The sequence below is a fragment of the Burkholderia sp. Se-20373 genome, assembly GCF_017104705.1.
GTDB lineage: Bacteria > Pseudomonadota > Gammaproteobacteria > Burkholderiales > Burkholderiaceae > Burkholderia.
On sequence record NZ_JAAGPH010000040.1, the window covers coordinates 39,633 to 57,223 of the forward strand.

The window sequence follows — 17,591 nt, forward strand, 5'->3', positions numbered from 1 at the left end:
CCTTCTTGCAGTCCTGACACCGCGGTACACTCGACGCACGCCGTATCAGGGTCCGACGCGCGACACGCGCGCCGGGCGGCGTCGCGCCTCGTTGCGCCCACAACTGGATGCCAGCCATGCCAGATTCCCGTCCCTCGCCCCGCACGACGTTCAAGCCGCAGGTCGTCCTGCCCGCGCTCGCGGTCATCGGCGCGCTGCTCGTCGTGTGCGCACTGCACCCGAGCGAAGCCGGCGCGCTGTTCTCCGCCGGCCAGCAATGGGTCATCGCACGCTTCGACTGGTTTTACGTGCTCGCCGTGACCGGCTTCCTCGTGTTTCTCGTGCTGATCGCCGCCAGCGACTTCGGCAACATCCGGCTCGGCCCCGACGACGCCGAACCCGAATTCAGCTTCGTGTCGTGGACGGCGATGCTGTTCGCGGCCGGCATGGGCATCGGCCTGATGTATTTCGGCGTCGGCGAGCCGATGCAGCACTTCCTGAAGCCGCCGACCGTCGACCCCGGCACGCCCGCCGCCGCGCGCGAAGCGATGCTGATGACCTTCTTCCACTGGGGCTTCCATGCGTGGGCGATCTACGGGTTGATGGGGCTCGTGCTCGCGTATTTCGGGTTCCGCTACAACCTGCCGCTGACGCTGCGCTCGGGGCTGTATCCGGTGCTGCGCGAGCGCATCAACGGCTGGATCGGCCACACGGTCGACGCGTTCGCGCTGGTCGGCACGGTCGCCGGCATCGCGACGACGCTCGGCTATGGCGTGATGCAGATCAGCGCCGGCCTGCACACGGTCGTGGGCTGGGACACCAGCGGCAACGCGTTCCGCATCGGGCTCGTCGTGCTGGTCGTGCTGCTCGCGGGTGCTTCCGCCGCGAGCGGCCTCGACAAGGGCGTGAGGCGGCTGTCCGAGCTGAACCTGCTGCTCGCGTTCCTGTTGCTCGCGTTCGTGGTCGTCGCGGGACCGACGTCGTTCCTGCTGCGCGCGCTCGGCGACAACATCGGCCAGTACCTGTCGCATCTCGTCGACCTGTCGTTCCGCACCTATGCATACGCGTCGCCGCGCGAGGAAGGCTGGTTCGGCGGCTGGACGATCCTCTACTGGGCCTGGTGGGTATCGTGGTCGCCGTTCGTCGGCATGTTCATCGCGCGCATCTCGCGCGGCCGCACAATCCGCCAGTTCGTGATCGGCGTGCTGCTCGTGCCGACCGCGTTCAATCTCGTGTGGATGACCGTGTTCGGCAACAGCGCGATCTGGCTCGATACGCACGGCGCCGCCGGCGCGCTCGCGCAGACGGCCACCAATGTCGACGCGTTGCTGTTCCGCTTCTTCGATTTCCTGCCGCTGTCGCAAGGGCTGTCGATCGTCGCGATCGTGCTGATCGCGGTGTTCTTCGTCACGTCCGCCGATTCGGGCGCATTCGTGCTCGACCAGATCGCGACGCGCGGCAACGCGCACTCGCCCGTCTGGCAACGGCTGTTCTGGGCCGCGCTGCTCGGCGTGACGGCCGCGGTGCTGCTCGTGGCAGGCGGGCTCGGCGCCTTGCAGGCGATGACGCTGATCGCCGCGCTGCCTGTGGCCATCATCATGCTCGCGCTCTGCTACGGGCTGTGGCGCGGGCTCGCGGCCGACCGCGTGCACTATTCTCAGGACGTCGCGCCCGCGACGAGTTTCTGGACCGGCCAGCACTGGCGTCACCGCCTGACGCACATCCTGCGGCAGACGACCGAAGCCGAAGCGCGCCAGTTCGTCGCCGAGACGGTCGAGCCCGCGTTGCGCAAAGTCGCCGACGAGTTGCGCGCGAGCGGTGTCGATGCGAACGTGCAGCGCGACAGCGACGACGCCGTGCGGCTCACCGTGCCGACCGCCGACCACCGCGATTTCGTGTATGGCGTGCGCGTGACGGTGAAATCCGCGGCCGCGTTCCTGGTGCGCGAGGCGGCCGAGCCGGCAGCGGAACGGGCCCACGTGTACGGGATCGTCACGTTCTTCGAGGACGGGCGGCTCGGCTACGACGTCGAATACCTGCGCGGCGACGAAGTGATTGCCGACGTGTTGCGCCAGTACGAACGCTACGTGTCGCTCGCGGCCGACAAGCGCACGCATCTGCTGAGCCGCGCGCCGGGGCATGCGACGGAGGCCGAATGAACTCCACCCTTGCCTCGCCGTGGCGGTCCGCCGCCCGCGATGGAGCGGCACGATGACCGGACTCCTGCAAAGCCGTGCCTCCGACGTCATCGCGCTCGGCACGCTCGCCGTGCTCTACCTCGGCGGCGCCGGCATCGCGCTGTGGCGAATCCGGGCCGCGGCGCCCCGCGGCAAGGTCTACTGGATCGTCTGCGCGGCGCTGCTCGCCGGCGGCGCCATCGCGATGGGCATCAACCTGTCGCCGGTGCCGGATACCGGGGACATGCCGCCCGGGTTTGCGCTTGGCATCGAAGCCGTCCTGCTCGGTCTCGCCCTGGTCGCCGGCGGATGCGCGTGGTTGATGTTGCGCGCGCGGCGACACTGACGCGCGTGCGTCACGCGGCCCGGCTTCGTCCCGCGCGAACGGCCACGCGCGGGGCGAACCGGCCGGCCCTTCCTTGACCTGCCTCGTTACCGCAACGCGTCACACGGACGGTGCCCGCGCCGTCACGAGCCAGCATGCCGCGTCGAAGCGTACATCGGCACCCTCCACGTAACGCGTGAACGCGGCGCGCATCGTGTCGACCACGCGCCGCCGCGTTGCCTCGTCCACCTCCAGCAATGCCAGCCCGACCGGGCCCAGCCGCGAGATGTAGTCGTCCAGCGCGGAAGCAGGCAGCGCGCACGCCAGATCGACCGGCTCGATCGCGATGTCCGCCCAACCGCTGTCCGACAGCACCGACGCAACGCGCTGCCGGTCGCCGAACGCGAATTGCCCCGGCGCGCCCGGCCGCCGTGCGGGCAGCTTCGGCAGCAATGGCGCGGCGGCCCGCTCGGCGAGCGTCATGAACGGATTGTCGGCCGCGCTGCGCCATGCGATGAACCGCATCCGCGCATTCGGCCGTGCCGCACGCCGCAGATTCGCGAACGCCCTGACCGGATCGGCGAAGAACATCACGCCGAGGCGCGACACGATCAGGTCGACGCTCGCGGCCTCGAACGCGTGGGTCTGCACATCGGCGCGCACGAAGCGGGCGAGAACGCCGCTGCGTTCCGCACGCGCCTGCGCGGCGTCGATCATCCGGGCCGAGATATCGATGCCCGTGCATTGCGCGTCCGCCCCGAGCCGCCGCGCGATCGCGAGCGTGACCGCGCCCGTGCCGCAGCCGACGTCGAGCACGCTGCGCGCGGACGACGTGGCCGCCGCATCCACGAGCAACTTCTCCAGCGGTTCGAACATCCGGTCGATCGGCGCCTGCGTGTCGACCCACGCGCGCCCCGACGGGCCGTTCCAGAGCGCGGATTGTTCGTCATTGGGCTGGCCGGTTTCCATCGTCGATTCCCCTTCTGGTTCATTGATCGTGCATCACACTTTGCTGCTTCAAGCCGGCTTGAGGTCAAGCACTCCGATGGCGACACCCGGCCACATGCAAGCGCCCCCCTCTTTTCACATTTCTTACATTCGCGCTGCGTATCGTTGACGACTTTCCTACGGTGCCTCCCATGCGACGACTCCTCACGCGCGCGCTGCTCGTGCGCTGCGCTCCCCTTGCTGCCCTCGCCGCGCTGTCCGCGTGCTCGAACCACATCGATTCGCCGGCCGATCCGGCGAGCGCGTCGGTCAACGTCCAGGCCGCATGGGTCGAGATCGGCGATGCGAACCAGGCGATCGCGCGCGTCATCACGAACTACACGCCCGCGTCGGCCGGCGATCCGCTGTGCCCGCAACTGACCGCCGACGGCAAGCTGTCGCGCATGTCCGTGCGCGCGGGCGCCGCGACCCTCGCCCAGCGGCCGACCGCCAGCGATCCGGCCGATTCGAAGCCGTCGAGCTTCCCGGTGTCCGTCTGCGAGATGACGCTGCCGGCCGGCGCGCAGGCGGCGAGCGTCGCGGGCCGCACGCTGCCGCTGCCGAAGGCGCAGCCGCAACGCATCGCGATCATCGCCGACACCGGCTGCCGCATGAAGAAGGCCGACAACGCGTGGCAGGCGTGCAACGACGCATCGGTCTGGCCGCTCGACACGATCGCGGCCAGCGTCGCGAAGCTGTCGCCCGACCTCGTGATGCATATCGGCGACTACCACTATCGCGAGAACGCGTGCCCGCCGGACATCGCCGGCTGCAAGGACAGCCCGTGGGGCTATGGCTGGGATACGTGGCAGGCCGACCTGTTCCGCCCGGCCGCCCCGCTGCTCGCGAAGGCGCCATGGGTCGTCGTGCGCGGCAACCACGAGGAGTGCGCACGTGCGGGCCAGGGCTGGTTCCGCTTCCTCGATCCGCGCCCGTATTCGGCCGCGCGCTCGTGCGACGATCCGGCCAACGACAACAACGCGAACTATTCGGAACCCTATGCGGTGTCGCTCGGCGGTGGCTCGCAGGTGATCGTGTTCGACACCGCGAAGGTCGGCCGCACGCCGCTCAAGACGACCGACGCGCAATTCGGCATCTACCAGAAGCAGTTCCAGACGGTCGCCGCGCTCGCGTCGAAGGCCGGCATGACCACGACGATCTTCACGAACCATCATCCGATCCTCGCGTTCGCGCCGATCGCCGGCAGCACGCCCGCGCCGGGCAACCTCGCGCTGCAGTCGGTGATGTCGAGCCTCAACGCCCAGGCGTACTACCCGCCCGGCGTGCACGTCGCGCTGCACGGGCACGTGCACGATTTCCAGGCGATCAACTTCTCGTCCGGGCATCCGGCGACGATCGTGTCCGGCAACGGCGGCGACAATCTCGACGTCGCGCTGCCCGACCCGTTCCCGGCCGGCCTGACGCCCGCACCGGGCGCCGTGATCGAACGGCTGTCGCACAACAACAGCTTCGGCTTCCTGATCATGGAACGCCGCGCCGCCCCGGCGACCGGCTGGGTGTTCCACGCGTATTCGGCGGCCGGCAAGCTGCTCGCGTCGTGCAACCAGTCGGGCACGACGCTCGCCTGCGACAAGACGGGGTTCATTGCGCCGTGAGTGAAGTGGTTCGATGTGACGGCCGCCGTGCGGGCGGCCTGCAAACGCTGCGCACGCTGGCCACGGCGGCCGTATTCGCCGGCCTGGCGCTCGCGGCTCACGCCGCGCCGGCCGAAACGGTCCTGCTCCCCGGCGCGCCGCCGTCGCGAGTCGTCGACACGATCGGCAACGGCACGCCGCAGGTGACGGGCAAGGTCGATGCGGCGACCGCGCGCTTCGCGCCCGACCCGACGCTCGTCGCGCTCGGCCGCCGGATTTTCTTCGATCCGCGGCTGTCCGAGCCGCGCGGCATGTCGTGCGCGGGCTGCCACGACCCGGGCCGCGCGTTCGCGCCGACGCTGTCGGCCGCCTCGCTCGCGGGGCCCGGCGTGCCGGAAGGCAGCCGGCCCGGGCGTTTCAGCCAGCGCAACGCGCCGTCGCTGCTCTACGTTCGCTACGTCCCGCGCCGCCACTTTTATCAGGATGACGACGCACCCGCGCCGTCGCCGTTCGGCGGCCTGTTCAGCGATGGCCGCGCGGATACGCTTGCCGAGCAGATCCGCGGGCCGCTGTTCGACCCGAACGAGATGAACAACCCGTCGCCGGCCGCGCTGCTGCGCAAGGTCGACGCGACCGAACTCGCGCCCGATCTCGCCGCGCGCTTCGGCGCGCCGGTGCGGCGCGATCCCGAGCAACTGGTGCGTGCAATGGGTCTCGCCATCGAGGCCTATCTGCAGAGCGACGAGATGGCGCCGTTCACGTCGCGTTTCGATGTATTCCTGCGCACGCGCAAGCCACTCGCGCCGGCCGAAATGCGCGGCCTCGCGCTGTTCCGGAATCCCGACAAGGGCAACTGCATGAGCTGCCATACGCTGTCGGAAACATCGAGCCGCCCGGAGCGTTCGCTTTTCACCGATTTCGGCTACGACGCGATCGCGGTGCCGCGTAACCGCGCGCTGCCGGCGAACCGCGATCCGCGCCATTTCGACAACGGGCTGTGCGACACCGCAAGGCGGCTGCGCTGGCCCGAGCCGACGCAATGGTGCGGCTACCTGCGCACGCCGGGGCTGCGCAACGTCGCGGTCAAGCAAACGTTCATGCACAACGGCGTGTTCACGACGCTGCGCGACGCGGTCGCGTTCTACAACACGCGCTCGACCGACCCGGGCTTCTGGTATCACGGGGCCAGAACGTTCGACGACGTGCCGGCCGCATACCGCGGCAACATCAACGTCAACTCGACGCCGATGAACCGCCGGCCGGGCACGCCGCCCGCGTTGAGCGACGCGGAAATCGACGACATCGTCGCGTTCCTCGGCACGCTGACCGACGCGCGCTATACGAAGGTGGCCGCCCCTGTGGCGCCCGCCGCCCCTGCCGGCCGGATCACGCGAACCGCCGTGCCGGCTCGCTGACCCTGGCCGAACGGCCAGCCGCACGCGCACCCGCTTGCGGTCACCGCAAACACTGGTTATATTTACAGTACTGTATTTATGAACAGTGAGGTGCGCGATGGAACATCTGGTCCGTATCGTCAACGAAGCTGATCGCCAAGTGCTGGCGTGGCTCCGCGCTCAGGTCGGTGATGCCCGCGTCGAGCGCGCGGCTCGCCAGCTCGGGCATACGCGCAAGCCCTTCCCCTCCGCCGTCTGCCGGTATCTGGGCATGAGCGCACCGGCCACGCTGCGCCAGGCCGAACGGCCGCGCGCCGCACGCGATTTCTCGGTCGGCGATCGTTACCTGTCGTTGATCCGCCAGCACCTCGCCACGCACTCGGCCAGCCGATGAAATGGCGGCGGCTCGCCGTGTCGGTGGCCCGGAAAGACGGAGGGCCTGCGCATTCGCTAGCCCGCCCGGCCGACACCGTGCTTACGTGGCCACGGTGGCTTCCCGTACGAGGCGGCCGAGCGTTTCGAATGCCGCTTCGTGCGCCGCATCGGCCACGCGCGTGCAAGCGAGCCGGATATAGCCGTCGAAGCGGTCGGAATTCGAGAAGATCGAGCCGGGCGCGACCCTGACACCGTGTGCCAGCGCGGCGTCGAACAGCGCCTCGGAGCGCACACCGTCCGGCAGCGCAATCCACAGCAGCATCCCGCCCGGTGGCTGGTTCATCCGCGTTCCGGCCGGGAAATGCCGCGCAATCGCATCGATCGTCACGTCGCGCTGCACGCGCAACTGTTCGCGAAACCGGTGCAGATGGCGATCGAACGCGCCCGAGCCGACGAATTCCGCGGCAACGGCCTGCAGCAACGCGGCGTTGTGCCGGCTGTGTGCGAACTTCAGCATCTTCACGCGTGCGTGCCAGCGCCCCGCGCTGATCCAGCCCAGCCGCATCCCCGGGGCCAGCACCTTGTTGAACGACGGGCAGTAGATCACCGTGCCGTCGCGGTCCCACGCCTTCACCGGCTTGACCGGCTGCGGCGCCTCGACGAGCTCGCGATAAGGCTCGTCCTCGATCACGGCCACGCCATGGCGCGCGCAGAGCGAGACAAGCGCGGCCTTGCGCGCGTCGGGCATCACGCAGCCGAGCGGGTTCTGCAGGTTCGGCACGACGACCACGGCCCGAATGTCCGGGTACGCGGTCAGCGCCACTTCGAGCGCATCGATCGACAGGCCGGTCGTCGGGCTGGCCGGGATTTCGAGCGCGCGCAGGCCGAGACTTTCGAGCAACTGGATCAAGCCGAAGAAGGCCGGCGATTCGATCGCGATCGTGTCGCCGGGGCGCGCCACCGCGCGCAACGCGAGATTCACGGCATCGACGCCGCCGCTCGTCGACATCACGTCGTCCGGCGTCACCGTCACGCCATACGACAGCGCGCGCTTGGCCATCGTCTGCCGGAATTCGGGCGAACCGCCGACGGGCCCCGCATCGGTCAGCAAGGTGGGCTTGCGCCGCAACAACCGGATCGCGAGCGCCTGCAGGCGCTCGGCCGGATACAGCGTGGCCAGCGCGGACGCGCCGCCGAGATTCAGCGCATCGGGTGCCGCGTTCGCGCGGTCGATCACGCGTGACACGCGTTCGTGCAGCCCCGCGAACGGCGGCTCGACGCTCAGCGGCGGCCCGTCGCTTTCCGGCAGCGTGTCGAGCGCGGCCGACGCGCGGCGCCGCACGAAGTAGCCGGAGCGCGGCTTCGCTTCGCACCAGCCGGTATCCTCGAGCCGCCGGAACGCCTGGATCGCGGTCGACAGGCTCACGCCGTGCTGTGCCATGAACGCGCGCACCGACGGCATCCGGTCACCGGGCGACAGCGTGCCGGCCGCGATGATGCGGCGGTAATGCTCGGCGAGCCGTTCGTAAAGCGGCTCGCCGTCCATGGGCAAAGGCAGGCGGGATGAATCGGCGAAAGGCGTCATGCAGCCGATCGTGCCCGCGCGGCCGATCGCACGCCAGATACAGATTCCGGGGAAACCCACCGATACAGCGACGCAAAATCGTCGTCTGCACCGCAACAGATTCCCGGCCCCTGAATCTGTCGTGCCGGTGCCCGTTTCCCTAACCTGATGGCACGCTGTCGCCTCGCCGTCGCGAGGCCGTGCAACCGGGAAAGGGAATCGCCATGCGAACGCATCACATCCGGCTCGACGCCGGGCAAAGCCACTTTGCGTGGTTCGACAAGGGCAGCCAAGTAATCGTGCTGGACGGCGCGCTGGCGGTCACGCTGCGCCACGGCGGGCTCGACTGGCTGCCCGACACCCCGCAGCACATTCGCCGCCTGCTCGACGAAGGCGAATGCCTGACGCTCGAGACGGCCGGTCACGTAGCGCTGTCGGCCGGCGGCACGGGCGCGGTCAGTACCGCGATCGTGGCGCCGGCCGAACCGCCCGGCGTGCTCGCGGTGTGGCGCACGATCCTGCGCCGGCTGTCCGGACGGATACGCGGCGGCCATCAAGTACGCGAGCATTCCTGAAATCGCGATATGTCGCGTCACTGAAGTGCATCAGGCTGCCACCGCATCATTCAGCAGAAATCTGGCGCGATCCGGTTCGACCGCGCTCATACGAATCAACCGACTTTGACCGGTTCAACCGTCGCGCCCTACCTGCCACGCGACGATCACGACATCACCGCACACTCCTGCGCCGCTCGACCCATTCGAATACCGCCATCCCGGCCAGCATCGCGACGACGAACACGATCCCCTTCGCCGACCCGAAGCCGATCGACACGATCGCAGGCCCCGGGCAGAAGCCGGCGATCCCCCAGCCGATGCCGAACACCGCACTTCCGGCAACCAGCCGCACGGTGATCGCCCGCGCGGCCGGCAACTGCATCGGCAAGCCGAGCCACGTCCGCGTCCGTCGCTTCGCCCAGGCGAACGCAAACACGGCCACGCCGATCGCGCCGGCCATCACGAACGCGAGCGACGGATCCCAGCGCCCCGCCAGGTCGAGAAAACCGAGCACCTTCTGCGGATTGGCCATGCCCGACACGATGAGGCCGACGCCGAACAGCAGCCCGGCCAGAAACGCGAACCCTGCCTGCATGTCAGCCTCCCAGCACGTGCCGTCGCACGAAGACGGTCACGAAGCCCGCGACCATGAAGACCACCGTCGCGACCACCGAGCGCAGCGCACCGCGCGACATCCCGCACACGCCGTGACCGCTCGTGCAACCGCCCGCGTAGCGCGTGCCGACGCCGACCAGCAGCCCGGCCGCCGCCAGTTCGACCCAGCCTGCATCGACAAGCGGCGTCATACGATTCCCTGCGACGTACGTCACAAGCGGTGCGGCGATCAGTCCGGCGATGAACGCCGCGCGCCAGTCGCGCTCGCCGGCGCGTGCCGTGAGCAGACCGCCGACGATGCCGCTGATGCCGGCAATCCGGCCGTTGAACGCAACGAGCCAGGCGGCCGCGAGCCCGATCAGCACGCCGCCGGCCAGCGACAGCCACGGCGTGAAATGAAGCGCATCAAGCTGCATCGCGCCGCCCCTTCGCGGCCGGGCCGCAGAACTGTTCGTACAACACGCCCATCACCGCGATCGCGGCCGGGCTGTCGAGCGAATAGTGGATGTTCTTGCCCTCGCGGCGTGTGCGAACCAGCGCGTTGTCACGCAACACGCCGAGCTGCTGCGACAGCGTCGGCTGGCGGATGTCCAGCGCGGTCTCGAGATCGCTGACGCAACGCTCGCCCTGCGACAGTTCGCAAAGCAGCAGCAGCCGGTCGGGATTCGACAGCACCTTGAGCAGCGCGCAGGCCGATTCGGCGGCCGCGCGCATCGGGCCGGGTTCCGGCAACCCGGGGGATAGATCGTCGTTCATCGGCGCAGGGGGACAATTAAAGCATCAATATTATATTAATTTATATAATGATGATCCTCGCTGTTTGCCGGCAAACGGCTTTACACCGCTTCCTTCGCTCAAGTGGTCTGCTTGCCCGCGATCGCCTTCGCGGCCGGCATGCGCGCCGCATCGGCACGCACCACGCCGAGCGCCAGCACCGCCATCCCCGCGATCACGCAAGGCCCCGCGACGACGGCAAACGCAGTCGACAACGGCACGCCCATCGCGAGCATCGCGCCGCCCGCCATCGATCCGACGACCGAACCGCCCCGGCCGATCCCGTTCGCCCAGCTCACGCCGGTGGTGCGGCACTCGGTCGGATAAAACGCAGCCGACAGTGCGTTCGCACCGACCTGAGAGCCCGACACGCAGAAGCCAGCCGCGAACACGGCGAGCGCGGCGCCCCAGGGCGATGCGGCAAACACGCCGATCGCGGCGACGAATACGCCGGCCGCCGCATAGCTGCAGGCCAGTACGCGATGCGGGTCGAAACGGTCCATCAGCCCGCCGAGGACGATCGCGCCAAGCGTGCCGCCGACCTGGAACATCGCGGTCACGCGCGCGGCCGTCTGCAGCGTCGCGCCGGTCGTGCGCAGCAGCGTCGGCAGCCAGCTCGACAGCAGGTAGATCACGAGCAGGCTCATGAAGAACGTGAGCCACAGCAGCAGCGTGCCGCGCAGCAGGTCGGCACCGAACAGGCGGCCGAGCGGCGACCCGGCCGGCTTGCCGGCGGGCGCGATGAACGACGCGTTCGCAAGATGCGGATCCGGCGCGATGCGCCCCAGCATCGCCGCGATCCGCTCGCGCGCCGCGCCGGTGTTGACGAGATAGCGCACCGATTCCGGCAGCCGCCACGCGAGCACCGGCAGCAGCAACAACGGCGCGGCGCCGCCGACGACGAGCACCGAACGCCAGCCGTGGTGTTCGATCAACGACGCAGCCGCAAGCCCACCGAGTGCGGAACCGATCGTGAAGCCGCAGAACATCGTCGTCACCAGCAGCGAGCGGCGTCGCGCCGGGCAGTATTCGGACGTCAGCGTGATCGCATTGGGCATCGCGCCGCCGAGCCCGAGCCCGGTCACGAAGCGCCACGCGATCAACTCGGTCAGGCCGCCCGCGCTCGCCGACGCGGCGCTCGCGATGCCGAAGCATGCCACGCAGGCGAGCAGCAGCCGCTTGCGGCCGAACCGGTCGCCGAACGGCCCGAACACGAGTGCGCCGGCCATCAGTCCCGCGAGCCCCGCGCCGAACACCGGTGCAAGCTGCGCGGGCGACAGCCCCCATTCCGCGCGGATGACGGGGGCGATGAACCCGATCGATGCGGTATCGAAACCGTCGATCGCGACGATCAGAAAGCACAGGACGACGATCGCGGCCTGAAACGGCGCCACGCGATGCCGGTCGATCCATTCGCTGACGTCGATGGACAGCGTATCGGTCATGATGGTGTCTCCTCCAGGAAGGCGGTCGCGCGTCGTGTCGTTGAATGACGCGCCGCCGGAATCGGGCCAACCGTGCCGCGTTACGCGACGGACTTCAGGCAATCCTCCGCGCGCCAGCCGTGCAGCCAGTCGAGCGCATCGTAGAACTGCGCCTGCGTGCGGCCGACCCAGAGCCCGTTGCGCACCTGCCGCTCGACGCCCTTCGCGTGATAGATCCGCCCCATCTCGCGCGCCGAATACAGCACGCGCGCGGTGCGCGGAATCCGCACACGTTCGTACAGCGCGAACGCGGCCTCGAAGTCGCCATCGGTGCGGGCCACGGCCGCGCCGAGCGTCACCGCGTCCTCGAGCGCCTGGCACGCACCCTGCGCGATGTATTGCGTCATCGGATGCGCGGCGTCGCCGAGCACCGTCGCGCGGCCTTCGCTCCAGCGTTCGACCGGATCGCGATCGGCGGTCGCCCAGCGCTTCCACGACGTCGGCCGGTCGAGCATCTGCTTCGGCAGCGGATGGACGCCGTCGAAGTACGACAGCACTTCTTCCTTGCTGCCCTCGCGCACGCCCCAGGTTTCCTGCTCGCGGCTGTGGAACGTGACGACGAGGTTGTACTGCCGCCCGCCGCGCAGCGGGTAATGCACGAGATGGCAATGCGGGCCGGCCCACACGACCGGCGCATTGATCTGCAGGTCCTGCGGCATGTTGTCGACGTCGACCACCGCGCGATACACGACGTGGCCCGTCACGCGATGCGCGTCGCCGATCAGCGCTTGACGGATCGCGGATTTCACGCCGTCGCAGCCGATCACCGCATCCGCGCGATAACGTTCGCCGTGCTGGTCGGTCACGGTCACGCCGTTGCCGTCCTGCTCGAAGCCGCACACCTGCGTGCTCGTCCGGAATTCGATCAGCGGATGATCCTTGACCGCCTCGTAGATCGACAGGTGAATGTCCGCGCGATGAATCACCGCATACGGATTGCCGAAGCGCTCGCGGTACGCGGCGCCCGTATCGACGCGCGCCACCTCGCGCGCATCGACCGCATCCATCAGTTGCAGCCAGTCGGTGAACACCGCCCGGCTGCGCGCGGCCTCGCCCACACCCAGCGCGTCGAGCGCGTTGAATGCATTCGCCGCGAGCTGGATACCCGCGCCGATCTCGCCGATCCGGTCTGCCTGTTCGAGCAGCTTCACGCGAATGCCCTGGCGCGCGAGCGCGAGCGCCGTCGCAAGGCCGCCGATGCCGCCGCCGATCACCAGCACGCGCCGGCCGTTGTGTTTTGTCTCACCCATGTCTGTCTCCTGCTTTGTGTTACGCGACGTAATCCGGTTGTCGCTGCGGCTGTGCCGCGTCGAACGCCGGCTCGTGCCGCGCGTGTTCAAACACCGCGAGGCTGCGCGGATAGGCGCTCAGGTCGCAATCCATCCGCAACGCATTCGCGACCTGCGGCACGAGGCACACGTCGGCCAGCGTCGGCGTGTCGCCGAAACACCACGGGCCCTCGTCCGCGCGCGCGAGCAGCCGCTCGACGCCGGCCATTCCTTCCGCGATCCAGTGCCGGTACCACGCGGTCTTCTGCTGCGGCGTGACCTTCAACTCGGTGTCGAGATAGCGCAGCACGCGCAGGTTGTTGACCGGATGGATGTCGCATGCGATCAGCGCCGCGAGTTCCAGCACGCGCGCGCGTTGGCGCAGTTCTAGCGGAATCAGGCGAGGCGTCGGCTGGATCTGGTCGAGGTAATCGAGGATCGCAAGCGACTGCCCGAGACGGAAATCGCCGTCGACCAGCGCCGGCACCGCGGCCGACGGGTTCACGTTCGCGACGTAGGCCGCCTCGCGATGCTCGCCGGTGCGGATGTTCACCGGCAGCGTGTCGTACGGCAGCCCTTTCAACGCGAGCGCGATGCGCACCCGGTAGGACGTCGAACTGTTGAAGAAGCTATGCAGTTGCACGATGTCGCCTTTTGATCAAGATGCGTCAGACCACGCGCACGGTCAGTTCACCAAGCCGTTCGACGCCGACCTTCATCACGTCGCCCGCGACCACCGCGCCGACGCCTTCGGGCGTGCCCGTGAAGATCACGTCGCCCGGTTCGAGGCGGAAGAACTTCGACAGGTCGGCCACCGTTTCCGCGACCGACCAGATCAGGTGCGACACGTCGCTCTTTTGTTTCGTCGCATCGTTGACGGTCAGCCACAGGCCGCCCTGCTCGAAATGACCGACGTCGCTCGCCGGATGCACGGGCCCGATCGGCGCGGAGCGGTCGAATGCCTTGCCGATCTCCCACGGCCGGCCCATCTCGCGCATCTTCATCTGCAGGTCGCGGCGCGTCATGTCGAGGCCGACCGCATAGCCCCACACGTGTTCGAGCGCGCGCTCGAGCGGGATGTCCGAGCCGCCCTTGCCGATCACCGCGACGAGTTCGGCTTCGTAGTGATAGTTCTGCGTCTGCGACGGATATGCGAGATCGAGCGTTTCGCCGTACGCGACCGGCACGATCGAATCGGCCGGCTTGCAGAAGAAGAACGGCGGCTCGCGATCGGGATCGAAGCCCATTTCACGTGCATGGGCCGCGTAGTTGCGACCGACGCAATACACCCGGCGTACCGCGAACTGCGCGTCGCTGCCGGCGACGGGGAGCGCCACCGGCGCTTCGGGCGGAAAAACGAAAGTCATGAATGGCTCCAGCATCAATTCGAATGAAGGGGGCGCGCCGCCGCAGCGACGCACGGGAAACGGAAAACGGGAAACGAATCGTCGAAAGCGACCGCTGTCAGTCGCGCGCTTCGCGCAGCAGGTTCAGCGCGGACAGCACGGGCCGGTCGGAATAGCTGAACAGCACGCTGTCGGATGACGCCGATAGCCGCACGGGCGCCCACGACGGCGCGACGAAAATGTCGTGCGGTTCGAATTCAAATGCATTGCCGCCGATATGCGCGGTGCCGCCGCCTTCGACGACGCAATAGATCGTCGCGTCGGTGCTGCGGTACGTGCGGCCATCGAAACCGGCCGGCAGGAACTGCATGAAGGTGGCGATCGTCGGCATCGGCCAGCCGCCCGTCGCCGGGTTGACGTAGCGCAGCTTCACACCGTCCCACGCGTCGAGCTCACCGTTCCGGTACAGCGCGTCGAGCGCCTCGCGGGTGCGGGCATACGGGTAGCTGAATACCGGCGACGTCGGATCGCTCGCGCGATGCCGCACCGGCACCATGTTGTGACCGAAGCGCGCGAAGCTGTCGCCTTCCGGGCGATTCACGGGCTGCACGGCTTCCGGGTAGTTCTCCGCGAAGCCTGCGTCGAGGTTCGCGAGCAGCGGGATGTCGAGCCCGTCGAGCCACACGACCGGTTCGCCGCCCGCTTCTTCCGGCGGGTTGCCATGGTCGTGCCATGCCCACGACGGCGTGATGATGAAGTCGCCCGGATGCATCGTCGTGCGCTCACCGTTCACGGCCGTCCACGCGCCACGCCCTTCGACGATGAAGCGCAGCGCCGACTGCGTATGCCGGTGGCTCGGCGCGATCTCGCCCGGCAGGATCAGTTGCAGGCCCGCGTACAGGGTCGGCGTCATGCTCGATTTGCCGGGCAGCCCCGGGTTCTCCAGCACCAGCACGCGGCGCACCGCCTCTTCCGCGCTGATCACGCTGCCGGCCTGCATCACGAGGTCGCGCACCTGCGCGTACTTCCAGATCGCGGCCTGCGCGGCCGGCTGCGGGGTTTTCGACACGAGGTTGTGCAGCGATTCCCACAGCGGCGCCAGGCGTTGCTCGGCGATCCGTGCGTAGTAGGCGGCGCGCGACGCGTCCGGGTGGGTCGTCATGATGTCTCCTTGGAGTCGGCCGATCGGCGTCGGCGCTATGTCGGGGCGGGACCGTGCTGCAGTCCGTTAGCTGATTTATATTCGACCCAGACATACCCGGTAAAATGGTCAAATCATCTGATCCATATATTTCTGGATATACCTACTCGCGACGAGGCATGCGATGGACTGGACCCACCGGCTGCGACTGCGGCATCTGCAGGTACTGTTGAGCCTTGCCGGCACCGGCAATCTGAGCCAGTCGGCGGTCGCGCTCGCGACCACGCAGCCCGCGCTGTCGAAATGGCTGAAGGAACTGGAAGAGGATGTCGGGCTGCCGCTGTTCGAGCGGCATGCGCGCGGCCTGCGGCCGACGACGTACGGCGAAGCGCTGATCGAGCATGCGCGCCGTGTCGAAGCGCAGCTCGACGTCGCGCGCGACGACATGGCCGCCCTGCGGGAAGGCGGCAGCGGCCTCGTGACGATCGGCACGTCCGGCGTGGCGGCGGCCGACACGGTGCCGCTCGCGGTGTCGCAGCTGCTGAAACGGATGCCGCGCGCGCAAGTGCGGATGACCGAGAGCACGATGAACCAGCTGATGCCGCAGCTCGCACGCAGCGAACTGGATATCGTGGTCGGCCGCTCGGGGTCGACATCCGTCGATCCGCTGCTGCATGCCGAAGCGCTGTATGTCGACCCGGTCGTGTTCGTCGCACGGCCCGGCCATGCGCTCGCCGGTGCGACGTCGGTCGGCTGGGACGACGTGCTCGCTTACTCGTGGATCGTATGGCCGTCGGGCACGCCCGTGCACAACGCGCTGGAGGCCGCGCTATCGGCCGCCGGCCGCGTACGGCCGCCACACTGTGTCGAATCGAATTCGTCGATCCTCAACCTCACGCTGCTGAACAACACCGACCTGCTCGGCGTGGCGTCGCATCGTGCTGCGCAGCGCTTCGCGCAATTGAACGCGATCCGGATCCTGCCGATGCGGCTCGAGGGCCAGGGCGCGGTGTCGATGTACTGGCACCCCGACAGCGCGAATCGCGCGGCCGTGGCCGCGACGATCGAGTGCCTGCGCGCCTGTGCGGCGCCGCAGGTCGGCGGATGGGAGAAAGTGAAGGCGGAATGAATGGCTCGGCCCGGTGTCAACCGGGCCGTGGTGCCGTGGTGCCGTGGTGCCGTGGTGCCGTGGTGCCGTGGTGCCGTGGGGCCGTGGGGCCGTGGTGCCGTGGTGCCGTGGTGCCGGGTTGCCGCGACGCGTCACGCGCCATCGCAGGATGCCGTACTGTCCAGCATCAGCGTGCCGACCCGCGCGGGCACGAGCGGCGTGCGCGGCACCGGCGGCGTCCAGCCGAACAGCGCCTGCGCGGCGGCGCCGCACACGCGGCCCTGGCACGCGCCCATCCCGCAACGTGATTGCAGTTTCGCGGCCGTCCAGCCCGGCGCTTGCGCGACGGCATCGAAACGCACGTCCTCGCAACGGCACAGCAACGTGTCGGCCCGCGCGAGCCGGCGGATCGGCTCGCGGATCGCGAAACGCTCGCGCACGGCATCGGCAAACACCTGCCAGTGCGCCCGCTGCGTAACCAGCGCGGCCAACTGCGCCGTCTGCCCGGTCGCCGCCAAACCGGCGATTTCGCCTTCGACCATCGCCAGTTCGCTGCCGCCGACGCCCGTGCACTCACCCGCCGCAAAAACACCATCGCGGCTCGTACGCTGGTGCGCATCGACCGCCACCGCGCCGTTGTCGATCCGGCAGCCGAGATGACTCGGCAGCACGGTGTTCGGCACAAGCCCGAAGCCGCACGCGAGCCGGTCGCAGTCGACGTCGAACTCGCGATCGCCCTGACGAATCCGCACGCGTTCGAGCCGCTTGTCGCCGAACGCTTCGACGACATGCGCATCGGGCCGATAGGCGGCCGAGACGAGCTTCGCGGCCTGCGCAAGCTTCGACGGCCAGCGCCACAGCCCCGCCCCGAACCCGGCCACGTCGCCCCATGCGGCCTGTTC

The 17,591-nt window shown here is 68.8% G+C and carries 18 protein-coding genes; 7 read left to right on the forward strand and 11 right to left on the reverse strand.

The genetic code is table 11. The features are described from left to right. The first annotated feature begins 116 nt into the window (after window positions 1-116). Window positions 117-2,138 (forward strand): BCCT family transporter, encoded by a 2,022-nt coding sequence (locus G3N96_RS15915; RefSeq protein WP_206137765.1) that lies wholly within the window; start codon window positions 117-119, stop codon window positions 2,136-2,138. A 52-nt stretch (window positions 2,139-2,190) separates the two neighbouring features. Then, window positions 2,191-2,502 (forward strand): hypothetical protein, encoded by a 312-nt coding sequence (locus G3N96_RS15920; protein WP_206137766.1) that lies wholly within the window; start codon window positions 2,191-2,193, stop codon window positions 2,500-2,502. 99 nt (window positions 2,503-2,601) lie between these two features. Here the strand turns inward: G3N96_RS15920 and G3N96_RS15925 are convergent, their stop codons facing one another. Next, a complete protein-coding gene (locus tag G3N96_RS15925; protein WP_206137767.1) occupies window positions 2,602-3,450 on the reverse strand; it encodes a class I SAM-dependent methyltransferase in 849 nt (282 codons plus the stop codon). A gap of 170 nt (window positions 3,451-3,620) precedes the next feature. On the opposite strand from G3N96_RS15925, the gene G3N96_RS15930 reads away from it, so the two are divergent. The 3 genes from G3N96_RS15930 (at window position 3,621) to G3N96_RS15940 (ending at window position 6,851) form a co-directional block, all read left to right on the forward strand. After that, complete coding sequence (locus G3N96_RS15930) at window positions 3,621-5,084, forward strand: metallophosphoesterase (RefSeq protein WP_206137768.1); 1,464 nt, start codon at window positions 3,621-3,623, stop codon at window positions 5,082-5,084. A 56-nt stretch (window positions 5,085-5,140) separates the two neighbouring features. After that, the gene (locus G3N96_RS15935; protein WP_241022662.1) at window positions 5,141-6,478 is read left to right on the forward strand and encodes a cytochrome c peroxidase; all 1,338 of its coding nucleotides are present in this window, start codon (window positions 5,141-5,143) and stop codon (window positions 6,476-6,478) included. A 97-nt stretch (window positions 6,479-6,575) separates the two neighbouring features. Further along, entirely contained in the window at window positions 6,576-6,851 is a 276-nt protein-coding gene (locus tag G3N96_RS15940; protein ID WP_011355479.1) for a hypothetical protein, read from the forward strand. Between the two features lie 81 nt (window positions 6,852-6,932). Here the strand turns inward: G3N96_RS15940 and G3N96_RS15945 are convergent, their stop codons facing one another. Beyond that, window positions 6,933-8,417 (reverse strand): PLP-dependent aminotransferase family protein, encoded by a 1,485-nt coding sequence (locus G3N96_RS15945; RefSeq protein WP_206137770.1) that lies wholly within the window; start codon window positions 8,415-8,417, stop codon window positions 6,933-6,935. A gap of 203 nt (window positions 8,418-8,620) precedes the next feature. Here G3N96_RS15945 and G3N96_RS15950 point away from each other — a divergent pair, with 203 nt between their 5' ends. After that, the gene (locus G3N96_RS15950; RefSeq protein WP_206137771.1) at window positions 8,621-8,971 is read left to right on the forward strand and encodes a hypothetical protein; all 351 of its coding nucleotides are present in this window, start codon (window positions 8,621-8,623) and stop codon (window positions 8,969-8,971) included. Window positions 8,972-9,125: 154 nt separating this feature from the next. Here G3N96_RS15950 and G3N96_RS15955 read toward each other — a convergent pair whose 3' ends face one another. From G3N96_RS15955 to gtdA, 8 genes are all read right to left on the reverse strand, one after another. Beyond that, window positions 9,126-9,548, reverse strand: coding sequence for a DUF6691 family protein (locus G3N96_RS15955; protein ID WP_206137772.1), 423 nt, complete (start codon window positions 9,546-9,548; stop codon window positions 9,126-9,128). 1 nt (window position 9,549) lies between these two features. Beyond that, a complete protein-coding gene (locus G3N96_RS15960; protein ID WP_206137773.1) occupies window positions 9,550-9,984 on the reverse strand; it encodes a YeeE/YedE family protein in 435 nt (144 codons plus the stop codon). Next, entirely contained in the window at window positions 9,974-10,324 is a 351-nt protein-coding gene (locus G3N96_RS15965; protein WP_206137774.1) for a metalloregulator ArsR/SmtB family transcription factor, read from the reverse strand. Before G3N96_RS15965 ends, G3N96_RS15960 begins: the two co-directional genes overlap by 11 nt. 98 nt (window positions 10,325-10,422) lie before the next feature. Further along, window positions 10,423-11,787, reverse strand: coding sequence for an aromatic acid/H+ symport family MFS transporter (locus tag G3N96_RS15970; protein ID WP_206137775.1), 1,365 nt, complete (start codon window positions 11,785-11,787; stop codon window positions 10,423-10,425). A gap of 80 nt (window positions 11,788-11,867) precedes the next feature. Further along, window positions 11,868-13,076: a 3-hydroxybenzoate 6-monooxygenase gene (locus G3N96_RS15975; RefSeq protein WP_124577585.1), complete on the reverse strand. Its 1,209-nt coding sequence runs from the start codon at window positions 13,074-13,076 to the stop codon at window positions 11,868-11,870. 19 nt (window positions 13,077-13,095) lie between these two features. Further along, a complete protein-coding gene (maiA, locus tag G3N96_RS15980; RefSeq protein ID WP_206137776.1) occupies window positions 13,096-13,737 on the reverse strand; it encodes a maleylacetoacetate isomerase in 642 nt (213 codons plus the stop codon). A gap of 25 nt (window positions 13,738-13,762) precedes the next feature. Continuing rightward, window positions 13,763-14,461: a fumarylacetoacetate hydrolase family protein gene (locus G3N96_RS15985; RefSeq protein WP_089462786.1), complete on the reverse strand. Its 699-nt coding sequence runs from the start codon at window positions 14,459-14,461 to the stop codon at window positions 13,763-13,765. Window positions 14,462-14,558: 97 nt separating this feature from the next. Beyond that, complete coding sequence (gene gtdA, locus G3N96_RS15990; RefSeq protein WP_206137777.1) at window positions 14,559-15,602, reverse strand: gentisate 1,2-dioxygenase; 1,044 nt, start codon at window positions 15,600-15,602, stop codon at window positions 14,559-14,561. 163 nt (window positions 15,603-15,765) lie between these two features. Between gtdA and G3N96_RS15995 the strand changes: the two genes are divergently transcribed. Further along, a complete protein-coding gene (locus G3N96_RS15995) occupies window positions 15,766-16,710 on the forward strand; it encodes a LysR substrate-binding domain-containing protein (protein WP_206137778.1) in 945 nt (314 codons plus the stop codon). Window positions 16,711-16,841: 131 nt separating this feature from the next. Here G3N96_RS15995 and G3N96_RS16000 read toward each other — a convergent pair. Next, window positions 16,842-17,591, reverse strand: a 750-nt coding sequence (locus tag G3N96_RS16000; protein ID WP_206137779.1) for an FAD/NAD(P)-binding oxidoreductase, incomplete at its 5' end; no start/stop codon positions are given.

Coding starts and splice junctions, on each gene's coding strand:
- G3N96_RS15915 (WP_206137765.1), top strand. CDS start 117: ATGCCAGATTCCCGTCCCTCGCCCCGCACGACGTTCAAGCCGCAGGTC.
- G3N96_RS15920 (WP_206137766.1), top strand. CDS start 2,191: ATGACCGGACTCCTGCAAAGCCGTGCCTCCGACGTCATCGCGCTCGGC.
- G3N96_RS15925 (WP_206137767.1), bottom strand. CDS start 3,450: ATGGAAACCGGCCAGCCCAATGACGAACAATCCGCGCTCTGGAACGGC.
- G3N96_RS15930 (WP_206137768.1), top strand. CDS start 3,621: ATGCGACGACTCCTCACGCGCGCGCTGCTCGTGCGCTGCGCTCCCCTT.
- G3N96_RS15940 (WP_011355479.1), top strand. CDS start 6,576: ATGGAACATCTGGTCCGTATCGTCAACGAAGCTGATCGCCAAGTGCTG.
- G3N96_RS15945 (WP_206137770.1), bottom strand. CDS start 8,417: ATGACGCCTTTCGCCGATTCATCCCGCCTGCCTTTGCCCATGGACGGC.
- G3N96_RS15950 (WP_206137771.1), top strand. CDS start 8,621: ATGCGAACGCATCACATCCGGCTCGACGCCGGGCAAAGCCACTTTGCG.
- G3N96_RS15955 (WP_206137772.1), bottom strand. CDS start 9,548: ATGCAGGCAGGGTTCGCGTTTCTGGCCGGGCTGCTGTTCGGCGTCGGC.
- G3N96_RS15960 (WP_206137773.1), bottom strand. CDS start 9,984: ATGCAGCTTGATGCGCTTCATTTCACGCCGTGGCTGTCGCTGGCCGGC.
- G3N96_RS15965 (WP_206137774.1), bottom strand. CDS start 10,324: ATGAACGACGATCTATCCCCCGGGTTGCCGGAACCCGGCCCGATGCGC.
- G3N96_RS15970 (WP_206137775.1), bottom strand. CDS start 11,787: ATGACCGATACGCTGTCCATCGACGTCAGCGAATGGATCGACCGGCAT.
- G3N96_RS15975 (WP_124577585.1), bottom strand. CDS start 13,076: ATGGGTGAGACAAAACACAACGGCCGGCGCGTGCTGGTGATCGGCGGC.
- G3N96_RS15985 (WP_089462786.1), bottom strand. CDS start 14,461: ATGACTTTCGTTTTTCCGCCCGAAGCGCCGGTGGCGCTCCCCGTCGCC.
- gtdA (WP_206137777.1), bottom strand. CDS start 15,602: ATGACGACCCACCCGGACGCGTCGCGCGCCGCCTACTACGCACGGATC.
- G3N96_RS15995 (WP_206137778.1), top strand. CDS start 15,766: ATGGACTGGACCCACCGGCTGCGACTGCGGCATCTGCAGGTACTGTTG.